This is a genomic window from Streptomyces sp. NPDC026394, assembly GCF_055567735.1.
The window spans coordinates 139,448-154,518 of record NZ_JBVHPX010000014.1 but is presented as its reverse complement, the minus strand read 5'-3'; the positions used below and the strand labels follow the sequence as shown (position 1 = coordinate 154,518).

Here is a 15,071-nt window from a genome sequence, read left to right as displayed (position 1 = left end):
CGTCGTGGCCGACTGGCTGTCTGTGCCGGGTGGCGCTCTCTTCGGTCCGGTCACGGGAGCGGTCCTCCGGACTCCGTCCTACGGCCCGCCCCCTCCCCGCCGTACAGCGACCAACGGCCGGTGGGGGCAGACGTCCCCCCCCACCCTCGCCGCGATAGCCGAACGCGTACGGGAGGGCGCGGGACCGGAGGACGAAGTCTGGAGGGCCCGGGCCCGCGCCACCGTCGAGCCGCCCGCAGTCGGGGCAGGGTTTCGGCGCCCGACGGCGGGCCGGACTCCGTAGCCGACTGGCAGGCCGTGCCGGGTGGCGCCGCCGCAGCCCGGACACGGGGCCGGGCCTCCAGACTTCGTCCTACGGTCCGCCCCCTCCCCGCCGTATGGCGACCGTCGGCCGGTTGGGGCAGGCGTCCGCCCTTTCCGTTGTCGTCGGTCTTCGGGAGGGCGCGGCGGCGGACTTTCTGGCGGGCGGCCACGTGCTGTGAACTGCGTGGGTGCCGGTGGTTCACCGTAGGGCGACGTCTCCGGGAGCTTCTCGGCCACACACTTCGCCATTCGCCACGCCCTGTATTGACTTGATCATGCAGCGTCACCAGTCTGTCGAACGCCCATTCACGAGAAGGACGACGGCAAGGGGGGCTCATGAGACGTAGGGCGAGATCCTTACTCGCGGCAGCGGCGTTGCTGCTGGGAGGGGTGGTGGCGGTGCCCGCCGCGCAGGCACAGGCGCGGGTGGAGGACGCGGCGGGGCAGGACGCGGTCGGGGTCTGGACGGCCGAGGTCACCAAGGCGCAGGTGCCGCTGCTGCTCACGGCGGGGGTGGACGGCCACGAGCTGAGCGCGCAGGTGCCGCGCACCGGTAAGGCGGAGGTCGAGGTGTACCTCTCCGCCGAGCAGGCCGCCGGGCTGCGCCGGCAAGGTGTGGAGCTGACGCGCAAAATCGTTCCGGCGGAGACGCAGCGCAAGCTCAAGGCTCAGGGGGACGGGGTCTTCCGCCCGTACATGGGTGCCAACGGGCTGATGAAGGAGATGATCGACACCGCGCGGTACCACCGGAACCTCGCGAAGGTCGTCAGCATCGGCAAGACCGTCAAGGGCCGCGACATCATGGCCCTGAAGCTCACCAGGAACGCCGACACGACCGAGGACGGCGCCAAGCCCGCGGTGCTGTACCTGTCCAACCAGCACGCCCGGGAGTGGATCACTCCCGAGATGACCCGCCGGCTGATGCAGTACTACCTGGCCGGGTACGGCAAGGACCCGCGGCTGACCCGGATCCTCGACACCACCGAGCTGTGGGTCGTGCTCTCCGCCAACCCGGACGGTTACGAGCACACCTTCGAGAGCCCGCAGAACCGCCTGTGGCGCAAGAACCTGCGCGACAACAACGGCGACGGCAGGATCACCCCCGGCGACGGCGTCGACCTCAACCGCAACTTCTCGTACAAGTGGGGCTACGACAACGAGGGTTCGTCCCCGAACCCGGCAGGCGAGACCTACCGCGGTCCGGCCGCCGCCTCCGAGCCGGAGACCAAGGCGCTGGACGCCTTCGAGAAGCGCATCGGTTTCCGGTACGCCATCAACTACCACTCCGCCGCCGAGCTGATCCTCTACGGCGTCGGCTGGCAGGTGGCCACCCCCACCCCGGACGACGTCCTCTACCGGGCGCTGGCCGGCACGCCTGAGAAGCCGGCGATTCCCGGCTACCGTCCGCAGGTCTCCTCCGAGTTGTACATCACGAACGGTGAGGCCGACGGGCACGCGTCCAACGTCAACGGCATTCCCATGTTCACCCCGGAGATGTCGACCTGTCAGACGGTGTCCAACGCCGACCCGAACGACGAGTGGAACGCCGCCGACTGCCAGTCCGTCTTCAACTTCCCCGACTCCGAGAGGCTCATCCAGGCGGAGTTCGAGAAGAACATTCCCTTCGCGCTCTCCGTCGCCGAGAGCGCCCGGCGCCCCGACCAGCCCGTCTCGTCCGTGGGATTGAAGGCGCCGGACTTCACCCCGCACGCCTTCACCACCTCCTACGCCCGCGGCGAGGACCAGGAAGTCGCCGTCACCGCCCGCAAGTCCGTACGTGACAAGGAGCTGAACTACCGCGTCAACGGCGGTCGCCGGCACACGGAAGAGCTGGAGGCGTGGGAGGGCGGCGAGACCTACGGGGGCGAGGACAACCTCCACTTCGACCAGTACCGGGCGTCCGTCGAGGGGGCCGACCCGGGGGACCAGGTCGAGGTCTGGTTCTCCGGCCGTACCCGCGGCGGCAAGACCACCAAGAGTGAACCTTTCACCTACACCGTCGCCGAGCGGCCGCGCGCCGACACCCTCGTCCTCGCCGAGGAGGGCGGCACCACCCCCGCGCGGCACACCGCCGCGTACACCAAGGCCCTCGCCGCCAACGGCCACCGCGCCGCGGTCTGGGACGTCGCCCGGCAGGGCGCCCCGGACGCGCTCGGTGTCCTGAGCCACTTCGACAACGTCGTCTGGTACACCGGAGCGGGCCGTCCGGGCGGCGCCACCCTGCTGGCCGTACGCGACTACCTCAACGAGGGCGGCAAGCTGCTCGCCGCGGGTGAGCAGGCGGGCGGCACCGCCGTGGTCGGCCGGGCCGTGACCGACGACTTCAGCCAGTACTACCTGGGTACCGGCAGCCGCGTCCCCGTAAAGAACCCGCCCGCCTTCAGGGGCACCGGCAAGCTGGCCGGCGCGGAGGTGGAGCTCGGCGACGCGCCGGGCAACCCGCTGGATTCCGCCGGCGCCCACTCGGTGATCTCCGACGAGCTGCCACCGGCCACGTTCCCCCAGTTCGCCAGTGCCGCGGCCGGCGATTACCCGGGAGTACGGACCCCCTTCCAGCCGTACGAGGGTGACTGGTTCGCCGCCGCGCAGCACCGCGACACCTCCTGGATGCGGCTGTCCCGGACCGTGGACCTGACGGGCGTGACCGCGGCCGACCGGCCCACCCTCCGCTTCATGCTCAGCCACGACACCGAGGACGGGTACGACAACGCCGTCGTCGAGGCGCACACCGTGGGCAAGGGCGACTGGACGACGCTGCCCGACGCGAACGGCGGCACCCGCACCGACGTACCCGCCGAGTGCGGGGCCGGCTACTACCTGGCCGCGCACCCCTTCCTCCAGCACTACCTGACCCGCACCGGCACCGAGTGCCGCAACACCGGCACCACCGGAGCGTGGCACCGCTTCACCGGCTCCTCGGACGGCTGGCGGCCGGTCGCCGTCGACCTGTCGGCCTACGCCGGGCAGCGCGTCGAGCTGGCGCTCTCCTACATCACCGACCCCAGCACCGGCGGCCGCGGTGTCTTCGTGGACAACACCAGGCTCACCACCGGCACCGGCGGCGAGCCGCTGGAGGGCTTCGAGACCTCCCTCGGGCCCTGGGCCGTCCCCGGCCCGCCCGCGGGCAGCCCGCCCGCCACCGGCGACTGGACCCGTTCCAGGGAGCTGTTCCGTGCCGCCGGGGCGGTGACCACCCGGAACACCGTTCTGCTGGGCTTCGGCCTGGAGCACGTACAGACCGCCACGGATCGGGCGGAACTGGCCGGCGCGGCCCTCAAGGCCCTCGACGGCTGACCGCACCCGTCCTCTCTCGGCGAACAGGGCGGCCCGTGGCCCCAGAGTGGGCCCGGACCGCCCCTGTCAATGTCACGTACGTCTCGTATTGGGGGTAGGGTCGGAGGCGGTCGGGGACATCCCATACAGCTCGCCGGTACTGCACCGGCGCACCAACGAGGAGATCGGTTCGTGACGATCCGCGTAGGCATCAACGGATTCGGCCGCATTGGTCGCAACTACTTCCGCGCGCTCCTGGAGCAGGGTGCGGACATCGAGATCGTCGGTGTCAACGACCTGACCGACAACGCCACCCTGGTTCACCTGCTGAAGTACGACACCATCCTGGGTCGCCTGAAGCACGACGTCAGCCACACCGACGACACCATCACGGTCGGCAAGCAGACCTTCAAGACGATGGCCGAGCGCGACCCCGCCAACCTGCCCTGGGGCGAGCTGGGCGCCGACATCGTCATCGAGTCGACCGGCATCTTCACCAAGAAGGCCGACGCCGAGAAGCACATCCAGGCCGGCGCCAAGAAGGTCCTGATCTCCGCGCCCGCCAAGGGCGAGGACATCACGATCGTGATGGGCGTCAACCAGGACAAGTACGACGCGGCCAACCACCACGTCATCTCCAACGCCTCCTGCACCACCAACTGTGTGGCGCCGATGGCCAAGGTTCTCGACGAGAACTTCGGCATCGTCAAGGGCCTGATGACGACGGTCCACGCGTACACCAACGACCAGCGCATCCTGGACTTCCCGCACTCGGACCTGCGCCGCGCCCGCGCCGCCGCGGAGAACATCATCCCGACCACGACCGGTGCCGCCAAGGCCACCGCGCTGGTCCTCCCGCAGCTCGAGGGCAAGCTGGACGGCATCGCCATGCGCGTCCCGGTCCCCACCGGCTCCGTGACCGACCTGGTCATCGAGCTGGAGCGCGAGGTCACCAAGGACGAGGTCAACGCCGCGTTCCAGAAGGCGTCCGAGGGCCAGCTCAAGGGCATCCTGGAGTACACCGAGGACCCGATCGTCTCCTCGGACATCGTCAACTGGCCGGCCTCCTGCACCTTCGACTCCTCCCTGACGATGGCGCAGGGCAAGAGCGTCAAGGTCATCGGCTGGTACGACAACGAGTGGGGCTACTCCAACCGCCTGGTGGACCTGACCACCTTCGTCGGCGGCCAGCTCTGACACCTGCCTGTTCAAGGCCAGGGCACGTAGATGTGCGGAAGGGGCTCGTAGGGCGCACCGAAGCGCCGTACGGGCCCCCTCCCATGACCGACCTACGCAACGGAGTCACTTCGCATGAAGACGATCGACGATCTCGCCCAGGAAGGGCTGTCCGGCAAGCGGGTCTTCGTCCGCGCGGACCTCAATGTGCCGCTGGACGGCACCACCATCACCGACGACGGCCGCATCCGCGCCGTGCAGCCGACGATCGCCAAGCTCGCCCAGCTCGGCGCCAAGGTGATCGTCGCCTCCCACCTGGGCCGTCCCAAGGGCGCCCCGGACCCGGCCTTCTCCCTCGCCCCCGCCGCCGCGCGGCTGGGTGAGCTGATCGGCCGCGAGGTCGCCTTCGCCACGGACACGGTCGGCGACTCCGCCCGCTCCGTCGTCGAGGGCCTCGGGGAGGGCGAGGTCGCGGTCCTGGAGAACCTGCGCTTCAACCCGGGCGAGACCAGCAAGGACGACGCCGAGCGCGGCGCCTTCGCAGACCAGCTCGCGGCCCTCGCGGACGTGTACGTCGGCGACGGCTTCGGCGCCGTGCACCGCAAGCACGCCTCCGTCTACGACCTGCCGGCCCGCCTGCCGCACGCCGCGGGCGACCTGATCGCCGCCGAGGTCACCGTCCTGAAGAAGCTCACCGAGGACGTCAAGCGCCCGTACGTGGTCGTGCTCGGCGGCGCCAAGGTCTCCGACAAGCTCGCCGTCATCGACGAGCTGCTCGGCAAGGCCGACCGGCTGCTGATCGGCGGCGGCATGGCGTACACCTTCCTCAAGGCCAAGGGCTACGAGGTCGGCATCTCCCTCCTTCAGGAGGACCAGATCCCGACCGTCACCGAGTACATGGAGCGCGCCGAGAAGAACGGCGTCGAGCTGGTGCTGCCGGTCGACATCCTGGCCTCGGCCGACTTCCCCGACCTGAAGACGAAGGCCCCGGCCGACTACGTCACGGTCGACGCCGACAAGATCCCCTCCGACAAGGAGGGCCTGGACATCGGCCCGAAGACCCGGGAGCTGTTCGCCTCGAAGATCGCCGACGCCGAGACCGTCTTCTGGAACGGCCCGGTCGGCGTCGCCGAGCACCCCGACTACGCCGGTGGCACCACCGCCATCGCGCAGGCCCTGCTGAACTGCGACGGCTTCACCGTCGTCGGCGGCGGCGACTCGGCCGCCGCCGTGCGCTCGCTCGGCTTCGACGAAAATGCTTTCGGCCACATCTCGACCGGCGGCGGCGCCAGCCTCGAATACCTCGAAGGCAAGACGCTTCCCGGTCTCGCCGCTCTGGAGGACTGAAGAACCGTGACTGACCGTACCCCGCTGATGGCGGGCAACTGGAAGATGAACCTCAACCACCTCGAGGCCATCGCGCACGTCCAGAAGCTCGCCTTCGCACTCGCCGACAAGGACTACGAGGCCACCGAGGTCGCGGTCCTGCCGCCCTTCACCGACCTGCGTTCGGTGCAGACGCTGGTCGACGGCGACAAGCTCAAGATCAAGTACGGCGCCCAGGACCTCTCGGCGCAGGACTCCGGCGCGTACACCGGGGAGATCTCCGGCGGCATGCTGGCCAAGCTCAAGTGCAGCTACGTGGCCGTCGGGCACAGCGAGCGCCGCCAGTACCACGGCGAGAACGAAGAGATCTGCAACGCCAAGGTCAAGGCCGCCTTCAAGCACGGCATCACCCCGATCCTGTGCGTCGGCGAGGGCCTGGACGTCCGCAAGGCCGGCAACCAGGTCGCGCACACCCTCGCCCAGGTCGACGGCGGCCTGAAGGACGTACCGGCCGAGCAGGCCGAGACCATCGTCATCGCCTACGAGCCCGTGTGGGCCATCGGCACCGGCGAGGTCGCCACGCCCGAGGACGCGCAGGAGGTCTGCGGCGCGATCCGCCGCCGTCTCGCCGAGCTGTACAGCCAGGAGCTGGCCGACAAGGTCCGCATCCAGTACGGCGGCTCGGTCAAGTCCGGCAATGTCGCCGCGATCATGGCGCAGCCGGACGTGGACGGCGCCCTGATCGGCGGCGCGGCGCTGGACGTGGACGAGTTCGTCAAGATCGTCCGGTTCCGCGACCAGTAGCAGCTATGACGACGGGCCAGGCCCGTCGTACCCTGTCGGGGCCGGGCCCGGTGCCATGTGCGCCGCCCGGCCCCGTACCATTCGATCTTCTTCGGTACGTCCCGTCCGTCAGTCCTAGAGAGTTGGTCCAGCCGTGGTCATCGGGTTCTCGGTAGCCCTCATCGTCTTCAGCCTGCTGCTGATGATGCTGGTGCTCATGCACAAGGGGAAGGGCGGCGGCCTGTCCGACATGTTCGGCGGCGGCATGCAGTCCTCGGTCGGCGGCTCCTCCGTCGCGGAGCGCAACCTGGACCGCATCACCATCGTGATCGCCCTGCTCTGGTTCGCCTGCATCGTCGTACTCGGCGTCCTGATGAAGCTGGACAGCTGACGAACTGTCGAGGACGCGGCCTATCATGAAGGCGGCGTCCTCGGTGGGGGTGTAACTCCTGTCACTGGACGCGCGTTGGGCCTTACGTAGACTGGGGCGCTCGCAGCGCGACTGCTGTTCGATGCTTCGCAGCACCATTACGCAGGGAGTTACAACCGTGGCAAGTGGCAACGCGATCCGAGGAAGTCGGGTCGGGGCGGGGCCGATGGGGGAGGCCGAGCGAGGCGAGTCCGCGCCGCGCATCCGCATCTCCTTCTGGTGCTCGAACGGGCACGAGACTCAGCCCAGCTTCGCCGGCGACGCGCAGATTCCTGACACCTGGGACTGCCCGCGCTGCGGCTTCCCGGCAGGCAAGGACCGGGACAACCCGCCGGACCCGCCGCGCACCGAACCGTACAAGACGCACCTCGCGTACGTCCGGGAGCGCCGGAGCGACGCCGACGGTGAGGCGATCCTCGCCGAGGCCCTCGCCAAGCTTCGCGGAGAGATCTGACGGACCAGCACACACCACGACCGGCCCGGCCGGAGGGGACGCCCCCCCTCCTGGCCGGGCCGTCCGCGTACCGGGCCGGTCGGCGGGGTACCGGCGGAGGTGCTGAAACGGTTCGCCGGGGCGGCCGACAGCGGGGGGACACCTCATCCCGCTCCCTGATCAATTAGGTTGGGAGACGGCGGGGCCGGTACGAGAAGAAGAAGGCTGATGTCCGAGATGAACGCAGAAGGCCGCAACAGGCTCGACCAGACGCCTGAGTGGACCGCGCTGAACAAGCACCGGGAGCAGCTCGGGGAGGTGCGACTGCGCGAGCTGTTCGACCAGGACCCGGAGCGCGCCGGACGCTACACCCTCAAGGTCGGCGACCTGCACCTGGACTACTCCAAGCACCTGGTCACCGACGAGACGCTGCGTCTGCTGCGCGAGCTCGCCGCGGCCCGGGGCGTCGCCGAACTCCGGGACGCGATGTTCCGCGGCGACAGGATCAACGTCACCGAGAACCGGGCCGTGCTGCACACCGCGCTGCGCGCCCCCGAGTCCGCCACCGTCGAGGTCGACGGCGAGAACGTCGCCCCCGCCGTGCACGCCGTGCTGCGCAAGATGCAGATCTTCACCGACCGGGTGCGCTCGGGCGAGTGGAAGGGCCACACCGGCAAGCGCATCAAGACGGTCGTCAACATCGGCATCGGCGGCTCCGACCTGGGCCCGGCGATGGCGTACGAGGCGCTGCGCGCCTACACCCACCGCGACATGCAGTTCCGCTTCGTCTCCAACGTGGACGGCGCGGACCTGCACGAGGCCGTCCGCGACCTCGACCCCGCGGAGACGCTCTTCATCGTCGCCTCGAAGACCTTCACCACCATCGAGACGATCACCAACGCCACCTCCGCCCGCGACTGGCTGCTGACCGGCCTGCGGGCCGGTGAGGACGCGGTGGCCAAGCACTTCGTCGCGCTGTCGACCAACGCCGAGAAGGTCGCCGACTTCGGCATCGACACCGACAACATGTTCGAGTTCTGGGACTGGGTCGGCGGCCGCTACTCCTACGACTCCGCCATCGGCCTCTCGCTCATGATCGCGATCGGCCCGGAGCGGTTCCGCGAGATGCTGGCCGGCTTCCACCTCGTCGACGAGCACTTCCGCTGCGCTCCCGCCGAGGAGAACGTCCCGCTCCTGCTCGGTCTCCTGGGCGTCTGGTACGGCAACTTCTGGGACGCCCAGTCGCACGCGGTCCTGCCGTACAGCCACTACCTCTCCAAGTTCACCGCGTACCTCCAGCAGCTCGACATGGAGTCCAACGGCAAGTCCGTGGACCGCGAGGGCAACCCGGTGCACTGGCAGACCGGCCCGGTCGTGTGGGGCACGCCCGGCACCAACGGGCAGCACGCGTACTACCAGCTCCTCCACCAGGGCACGAAGCTCATCCCCGCCGACCTCATCGGCTTCGCCAAGCCCGTCGAGGACCTCCACCCCGGCCTGGTGGCCCAGCACGACCTGCTGATGGCCAACCTCTTCGCCCAGGGCCAGGCGCTGGCCTTCGGAAAGACCCCGGACGAGGTACGGGCCGAGGGCGTACCCGAGGAACTGGTCCCGCACAAGACCTTCCACGGCAACCGTCCCACCACCACCATCCTGGCCGAGGAGCTGACCCCCTCCGTCCTCGGCCAGCTCATCGCCCTGTACGAGCACAAGGTCTTCGTCCAGGGCGCGATCTGGAACATCGACTCCTTCGACCAGTGGGGCGTCGAACTCGGCAAGGTCCTCGCGAAGCGGGTCGAGCCCGCGCTTACCGAAGGCGCGGAGGTCGAGGGCCTGGACGCTTCGACGAAGTCCCTGGTCGCCACGTACCGCGCGATGCGAGGCCGCTGATGGCGGCCGACGACGAGGTGCTCCCCGGGTTCCTGGACCTGCTGACCCCGGAGAACCGGGAATGGCTCCGGAGCCTCCCGGAGGCCGAACAGCGCGACGTGGCGACCCGTCACCTCGAAGCCGTCCAGGGCGACAAGGAGCACGGCCTGGGCCGGTACGACACGCATGACACTGACGTGTCGGGGGTCGCGGTGGGTGACCTCCAGGACCCCGGCCACCTCGCCAACGCGATGGTCCGCCAGGAGCAGGAACGACGGTCGTGACGAGCTGAGGTCGGGGGCCCGCTCGCGGGCCGGCTTCCCGATTCACGGTGGTGCGGGCCCGGGCCCTCCAGACTTCGTCCTCCGGTCCCGCGCCCTCCCGTACGCGCCACGCTGACACGTACGGGGGTGGGGGGACGCCTGCCCCCCACCGGCCGTTGGTCGCGGTACGGCGGGAGGGGGCGGGCCGTAGGACGGAGTCTGGAGGGCCGGTCCCGTGTCCGGGCTGCGGGGGCGCCACCCGGCACGGCCTGCCAGTCGGCCCCGGAGTCTGGCCCGCCGTCGGGCGCCGAAACCCTGTCCCGACTGCGGGCAGCTCGATGGTGGTGCGGGCCCGGGCCCTCCAGACTTCGTCCTCCGGTCCCGCGCCCTCCTGTACGTGTTCGGCTTTCGCGGTGTGGGTGGGGGGACGTCTGCCCCCGCTGGCCGTTGGTCGCTGTGCGGCGGGAGGGGGCGGGCCGTAGGACGGAGTCTGGAGGGCCGGGCCCGTGTCCGGGCTGCGGCGGCGCCACCCGGTACGGTCTGCCGGTCGGCTACGGAGTCCGGCCCGCCGTCGGGCGGCGAAAGTCTCTTGGGCAGTTGGACACCACGGCGGACGGCCCCGCTCCCACCCGGGAACGGGGCCGTCCGCCGTACAGCGGTGTCAGGCCGAAGCCGGCGGATACAGCCCGCGCGGCAGTTGCGAGGCGGCTGCCTCGTCGAGGAGCCACAGGGTGCGGCTGCGGCCGTACGCGCCCGCGGCCGGGGCCTGGATCTCCCCGGCGCCGGAGAGCGCCATCGCCGCGGCCTTCGCCTTGTCCTCGCCCGCCGCGAGCAGCCAGACCTCCCGTGCCGCGCGGATCGCGGGCAGGGTGAGGGAGAGGCGGGTGGGCGGGGGCTTGGGGGCGCCGTGCACGGCGACGACCGGGCGTTCCGTCTCCCGTACGGCGGGCAGCTCGGGGAAGAGCGACGCGACGTGGGTGTCCGGGCCGACGCCCAGCAGGAGGACGTCGAAGGACGGGACGGGACCGTGGTCCTCGGGGCCCGCCGCGGCGCTCAGCTCGACCGCGTACGCCTCCGCCGCGGCGTCCGCGTCGTTGCCGTACGGGCCGTTGGACGGGGCCATCACGTGCACCCGCGCCGGGTCCACCGGAACGCTGTCCAGCAGGGCCTCGCGGGCCTGCGTGTAGTTGCGCTCCGGGTCGCCGTCCGGGAGGAACCGCTCGTCGCCCCACCACAGGTCGAGGCGGGACCAGTCGACCGCGTCCCGGGCGGGCGCCTCGGCGAGAGCCGCGAGCAGCCCGTTGCCGTTGCGGCCGCCCGTCAGGACGACGGAGGCGGAGCCGCGGGCGGCCTGGGCGTCCACGATCTTCGTGATCAGCCGGGCCGCCGCGGCCTTGGCCATCAGCTCCTTGTCGCGGTGGACGACGACCTGCGGCGCGCTCACTCGGAGGCCGCCTTGGAGGCCGCCTTCTTGGAAGCGGACTTCTTGGCGGGGGCCTTGACCTTGGTGTCGGAGGGCTCGGAGCCTTCCGGCGCCTCGGACTTGGCGTCCGCCGTCTTCGGCTGATCCGCCGCGGCCGCCGGCTCGTCGGAGGACTCGGCCGCCTTCGCCGCCAGCGGGGTCTGGGCCCGCTGCGGCTCACCGAGCCGGTCGACGCCGTACTTCAGCGTCGAGGCGTACGTGTCGTCCGGGTCGAGCCGACGCAGCTCCTCCGCCAGCAGTTCGGCGGTCTCGCGCCGCTTGAGCGCGACGTTGCGGTCCGGCTGGCCCTGCATGGCGAGGGTGGCCAGCGAGCCGTCCGCGCGGTCCAGCGCGACCGGGCCGCAGTCGGTCTCCATCCGGACGGCCGTCAGGCCGGGACCGGCCGAGAGCAGCCGCCGTACGGGTACGCCCAGCCGGTCGGCGAGCCACATGCCGAGGAGTTCGACGCTGGGGTTGAACTCCTCGCCCTCGACCTCGACCTCGGCGACCTTGCAGGGCAGCTGGTCGAGCGCCGCGGCCAGCATCGAGCGCCAGGGCGTGATGCGGGTCCACGACAGGTCCGTGTCGCCGGGCGAGTACGCGTCAGCGCGCTCGGCCAGCTCCCGGATCGGGTTCTCGGCGGTGTACATGTCGGTGACGCGCCGCTGGGCGAGCGCGCCGAGCGGGTCGCGTGCCGCGTCCACCGGGGCGTTGACCGGCCACCACACGACGACCGGAGCATCCGGCAGCAGCAGCGGCAGGACCACGGACTGGGCGTGGTTGATGGCCTCGCCGTAGAGCCGCAGGACGACCGTCTCACCTGTACCGGCGTCCGCGCCGACGCGGACCTCGGCGTCCAGGCGGGCCTTGGCGCGGTCGCGGGGCGACCGGCTGACGCGCTTGATGACGACGAGGGTGCGCGAGGGGTGCTCGCGGGACGCCTCGTTCGCGGCCTTCAGGGCGTCGTAGGCGTTCTCCTCGTCGGTGACGATGACGAGGGTGAGCACCATGCCGATGGCGGGGGTGCCGATGGTACGACGGCCCTGGACCAGCGCCTTGTTGATTTTGCTGGCCGTGGTTTCCGTCAGGTCGATCTTCATGGCCGACGCCAGCTCCGTCCGTCTCGTGCGAGCATTTCGTCCGCCTCGTCCGGTCCCCAGGTTCCGGCCGTGTACTGCGCGGGCTTGCCGTGCTGGTCCCAGTACTCCTCGATCGGGTCGAGAATCCGCCAGGACTGCTCGACCTCCTCGACGCGCGGGAAGAGGTTGGCGTCACCGAGCAGGACGTCCAGGATCAGGCGCTCGTACGCCTCCGGGCTGGACTCGGTGAAGGACTCGCCGTAGGCGAAGTCCATCGAGACGTCCCGTACCTCCATGGAGGTACCGGGCACCTTCGACCCGAAGCGCATGGTCACGCCCTCGTCCGGCTGGACGCGGATGACCAGGGCGTTCGCGCCCAGTTCTTCGGTGGCGGTGTGGTCGAAGGGGGAGTGCGGCGCGCGCTGGAAGACGACCGCGATCTCCGTGACGCGGCGGCCCAGGCGCTTGCCGGTGCGCAGGTAGAAGGGGACGCCCGCCCAGCGGCGGTTGTCCACCTCCAGCTTGATCGCGGCGTAGGTGTCGGTCCGGGAGTTCGGGTCGATGCCGTCCTCCTCCAGATAGCCGACGACCTTCTCGCCGCCCTGCCAGCCGGCCGCGTACTGGGCGCGCACGGTCTCCTTGCCCAGGTCGGCGGGGAGCCGTACGGCGCCGAGCACCTTGGTCTTCTCGGCGACCAGCGCGTCCGCGTCGAAGGAGGCGGGCTCCTCCATGGCGGTCAGCGCGAGCAACTGGAGGAGGTGGTTCTGGATCACGTCGCGCGCGGCGCCGATGCCGTCGTAGTAGCCGGCGCGGCCGCCGATGCCGATGTCCTCGGCCATGGTGATCTGGACGTGGTCGACGTAGGACCGGTTCCAGAGCGGCTCGAAGAGGGTGTTGGCGAAGCGCAGCGCCAGGATGTTCTGGACCGTCTCCTTGCCCAGGTAGTGGTCGATGCGGAAGACCGACTCGGGCGGGAAGACCTCGTGGACGATCCGGTTCAGCTCCTTGGCGCTGGCCAGGTCGTGCCCGAAGGGCTTCTCGATGACGGCGCGGCGCCAGCAGTCGCCCTGCTGGTCGGCCAGGCCGTGCTTCTTGAGCTGCTGGACGACGGTGGGGAAGAACTTGGGGGGAACGGACAGGTAGAAGGCGAAGTTGCCGCCGGTGCCCTGGGCCTTGTCGAGTTCCTCGATGGTGTCCTTGAGGGTCTCGAAGGCCTCGTCGTCGTCGAAGTTGCCCTGGACGAACCGGCAGCCCTGGACGAGCTGCTGCCAGACCTCTTCGCGGAACGGCGTACGGGAGTGCTGTTTGACGGCCTCGTACACCTCCTGCGCGAAGTCCTGGTGCTCCCACTCGCGGCGGGCGAAGCCGATGAGGGAGAAGCCCGGCGGCAGCAGCCCGCGGTTGGCCAGGTCGTAGACAGCAGGCATCAGCTTTTTACGGGACAAATCGCCCGTGACGCCGAAGATGACCAGGCCCGACGGCCCCGCGATACGCGGGAGCCGTCGGTCCGCGGCGTCACGCAGCGGATTGCTGCTGGACAAGGTGGGTCAGCCCTCCGAAGGAGCGAGGCGCTTGAGCTCCGCCTCAGTGGACTTGAGCAGGTCGTTCCAGGACGCCTCGAACTTCTCGACGCCCTCGTCCTCCAGCACCTGCACGACGTCGTCGTACGAGATGCCGAGCTTCGCCAGCGCGTCGAGGTCGGCCTGCGCCTGCTCGTAGCTGCCGCGCACCTTGTCACCGGAGATCTCGCCGTGGTCGGCGGTGGCCTCCAGGGTGGCCTCGGGCATGGTGTTGACCGTGTTCGGCGCCACCAGCTCCTCGACGTACATGGTGTCCTTGAGCGACGGGTCCTTGACGCCGGTCGAGGCCCACAGCGGACGCTGCTTGTTGGCGTGCGCCTTCTCCAGCGCGTTCCAGCGGTCCGAGGAGAAGACCTCTTCGTACGCCTGGTAGGCCAGCCGGGCGTTGGCGACGGCGGCCTTGCTCTTCAGCGCCTTGGCCTCGTCGGTGCCGATCGCGTCCAGGCGCTTGTCGGTCTCGGTGTCCACGCGGGACACGAAGAAGGACGCCACCGAGTGGATCTTGGACAGGTCCAGGCCGGCGGCCTTGGCCTTCTCCAGACCCTCCAGGTACGCGGCCATCACCTCGCGGTAGCGCTCCAGCGAGAAGATCAGCGTGACGTTGACGCTGATGCCCCGGGCGATCGTCTCGGTGATCGCCGGCAGGCCCGCCTTGGTGGCCGGGATCTTGATCAGCGCGTTGGGGCGGTCCACCAGCCAGGCGAGCTGCTTGGCCTCGGCGACGGTGGCGCGGGTGTCGTGCGCCAGGCGCGGGTCGACCTCGATGGAGACCCGGCCGTCCTGGCCGTCGGTGGCGTCGAAGACCGGGCGCAGGATGTCGGCCGCGTCCCGGACGTCCGCCGTGGTGATCATCCGGATGGCTTCCTCGACGGTCACCTTGCGGGCCGCGAGGTCGGTGAGCTGGGTGTCGTACCCGTCGCCCTGCGAGATGGCCTTCTGGAAGATCGACGGGTTGGTGGTGACACCGACGACGTGCTGCTGGTCGATCAGCTCGGCCAGGTTGCCGGACGTGATCCGCTTGCGGGACAGGTCGTCCAGCCAGATCGCGACGCCTTCGTCGGAGAGGCGCTTGAGTGCGTCTGTCATGGGGTTTG

At 70.2% G+C, this 15,071-nt stretch carries 12 protein-coding genes; 8 read left to right on the top strand and 4 right to left on the bottom strand.

Features of this window, described 5'->3' with window-relative positions:
- The first annotated feature begins 639 nt into the window (after positions 1–639).
- From ACZ4QV_RS28645 to ACZ4QV_RS28610, 8 genes are all read left to right on the top strand, one after another.
- The gene (locus ACZ4QV_RS28645; protein ID WP_467763571.1) at positions 640–3,597 is read left to right on the top strand and encodes a M14 family metallopeptidase; all 2,958 of its coding nucleotides are present in this window, start codon (positions 640–642) and stop codon (positions 3,595–3,597) included.
- A 171-nt stretch (positions 3,598–3,768) separates the two neighbouring features.
- Complete coding sequence (gap, locus tag ACZ4QV_RS28640) at positions 3,769–4,773, top strand: type I glyceraldehyde-3-phosphate dehydrogenase (RefSeq protein ID WP_361142518.1); 1,005 nt, start codon at positions 3,769–3,771, stop codon at positions 4,771–4,773.
- 114 nt (positions 4,774–4,887) lie between these two features.
- A complete protein-coding gene (locus ACZ4QV_RS28635) occupies positions 4,888–6,099 on the top strand; it encodes a phosphoglycerate kinase (protein ID WP_361142515.1) in 1,212 nt (403 codons plus the stop codon).
- A gap of 6 nt (positions 6,100–6,105) precedes the next feature.
- On the top strand, positions 6,106–6,882 hold the full coding sequence (tpiA, locus tag ACZ4QV_RS28630; RefSeq protein ID WP_361142512.1) for a triose-phosphate isomerase: 777 nt from the start codon (positions 6,106–6,108) through the stop codon (positions 6,880–6,882).
- A gap of 133 nt (positions 6,883–7,015) precedes the next feature.
- On the top strand, positions 7,016–7,252 hold the full coding sequence (gene secG / locus ACZ4QV_RS28625) for a preprotein translocase subunit SecG (protein ID WP_003986537.1): 237 nt from the start codon (positions 7,016–7,018) through the stop codon (positions 7,250–7,252).
- Between the two features lie 157 nt (positions 7,253–7,409).
- The gene (locus ACZ4QV_RS28620; protein WP_003986538.1) at positions 7,410–7,745 is read left to right on the top strand and encodes an RNA polymerase-binding protein RbpA; all 336 of its coding nucleotides are present in this window, start codon (positions 7,410–7,412) and stop codon (positions 7,743–7,745) included.
- 216 nt (positions 7,746–7,961) lie between these two features.
- Complete coding sequence (gene pgi, locus ACZ4QV_RS28615; protein WP_361615990.1) at positions 7,962–9,614, top strand: glucose-6-phosphate isomerase; 1,653 nt, start codon at positions 7,962–7,964, stop codon at positions 9,612–9,614.
- A complete protein-coding gene (locus tag ACZ4QV_RS28610; protein WP_361142509.1) occupies positions 9,614–9,877 on the top strand; it encodes a hypothetical protein in 264 nt (87 codons plus the stop codon). The genes pgi and ACZ4QV_RS28610 overlap by 1 nt, the downstream gene beginning before the upstream one ends.
- 640 nt (positions 9,878–10,517) lie before the next feature.
- On the opposite strand, the gene pgl is transcribed toward ACZ4QV_RS28610, so the two are convergent.
- From pgl to tal, 4 genes are read right to left on the bottom strand one after another with little or no spacing between them, the layout of a single operon-like run.
- Positions 10,518–11,300 carry a 6-phosphogluconolactonase gene (gene pgl / locus ACZ4QV_RS28605; RefSeq protein ID WP_206501903.1) on the bottom strand — a complete coding sequence of 261 codons (783 nt, stop codon included), beginning with the start codon at positions 11,298–11,300 and terminating at the stop codon, positions 10,518–10,520.
- Positions 11,297–12,418: a glucose-6-phosphate dehydrogenase assembly protein OpcA gene (opcA, locus tag ACZ4QV_RS28600; protein ID WP_361637193.1), complete on the bottom strand. Its 1,122-nt coding sequence runs from the start codon at positions 12,416–12,418 to the stop codon at positions 11,297–11,299. Before opcA ends, pgl begins: the two co-directional genes overlap by 4 nt.
- Positions 12,415–13,938 (bottom strand): glucose-6-phosphate dehydrogenase, encoded by a 1,524-nt coding sequence (gene zwf, locus ACZ4QV_RS28595; RefSeq protein ID WP_361142503.1) that lies wholly within the window; start codon positions 13,936–13,938, stop codon positions 12,415–12,417. Before zwf ends, opcA begins: the two co-directional genes overlap by 4 nt.
- 6 nt (positions 13,939–13,944) lie before the next feature.
- The gene (gene tal / locus ACZ4QV_RS28590; RefSeq protein WP_361142500.1) at positions 13,945–15,063 is read right to left on the bottom strand and encodes a transaldolase; all 1,119 of its coding nucleotides are present in this window, start codon (positions 15,061–15,063) and stop codon (positions 13,945–13,947) included.
- Positions 15,064–15,071: the final 8 nt, after the last annotated feature.

Excerpts from the sequence above, each read along its gene's own strand:
- ACZ4QV_RS28645 (WP_467763571.1), top strand. The coding sequence starts at position 640 with ATGAGACGTAGGGCGAGATCCTTACTCGCGGCAGCGGCGTTGCTGCTG.
- ACZ4QV_RS28635 (WP_361142515.1), top strand. The coding sequence starts at position 4,888 with ATGAAGACGATCGACGATCTCGCCCAGGAAGGGCTGTCCGGCAAGCGG.
- pgi (WP_361615990.1), top strand. The coding sequence starts at position 7,962 with ATGAACGCAGAAGGCCGCAACAGGCTCGACCAGACGCCTGAGTGGACC.
- ACZ4QV_RS28610 (WP_361142509.1), top strand. The coding sequence starts at position 9,614 with ATGGCGGCCGACGACGAGGTGCTCCCCGGGTTCCTGGACCTGCTGACC.
- opcA (WP_361637193.1), bottom strand. The coding sequence starts at position 12,418 with ATGAAGATCGACCTGACGGAAACCACGGCCAGCAAAATCAACAAGGCG.
- tal (WP_361142500.1), bottom strand. The coding sequence starts at position 15,063 with ATGACAGACGCACTCAAGCGCCTCTCCGACGAAGGCGTCGCGATCTGG.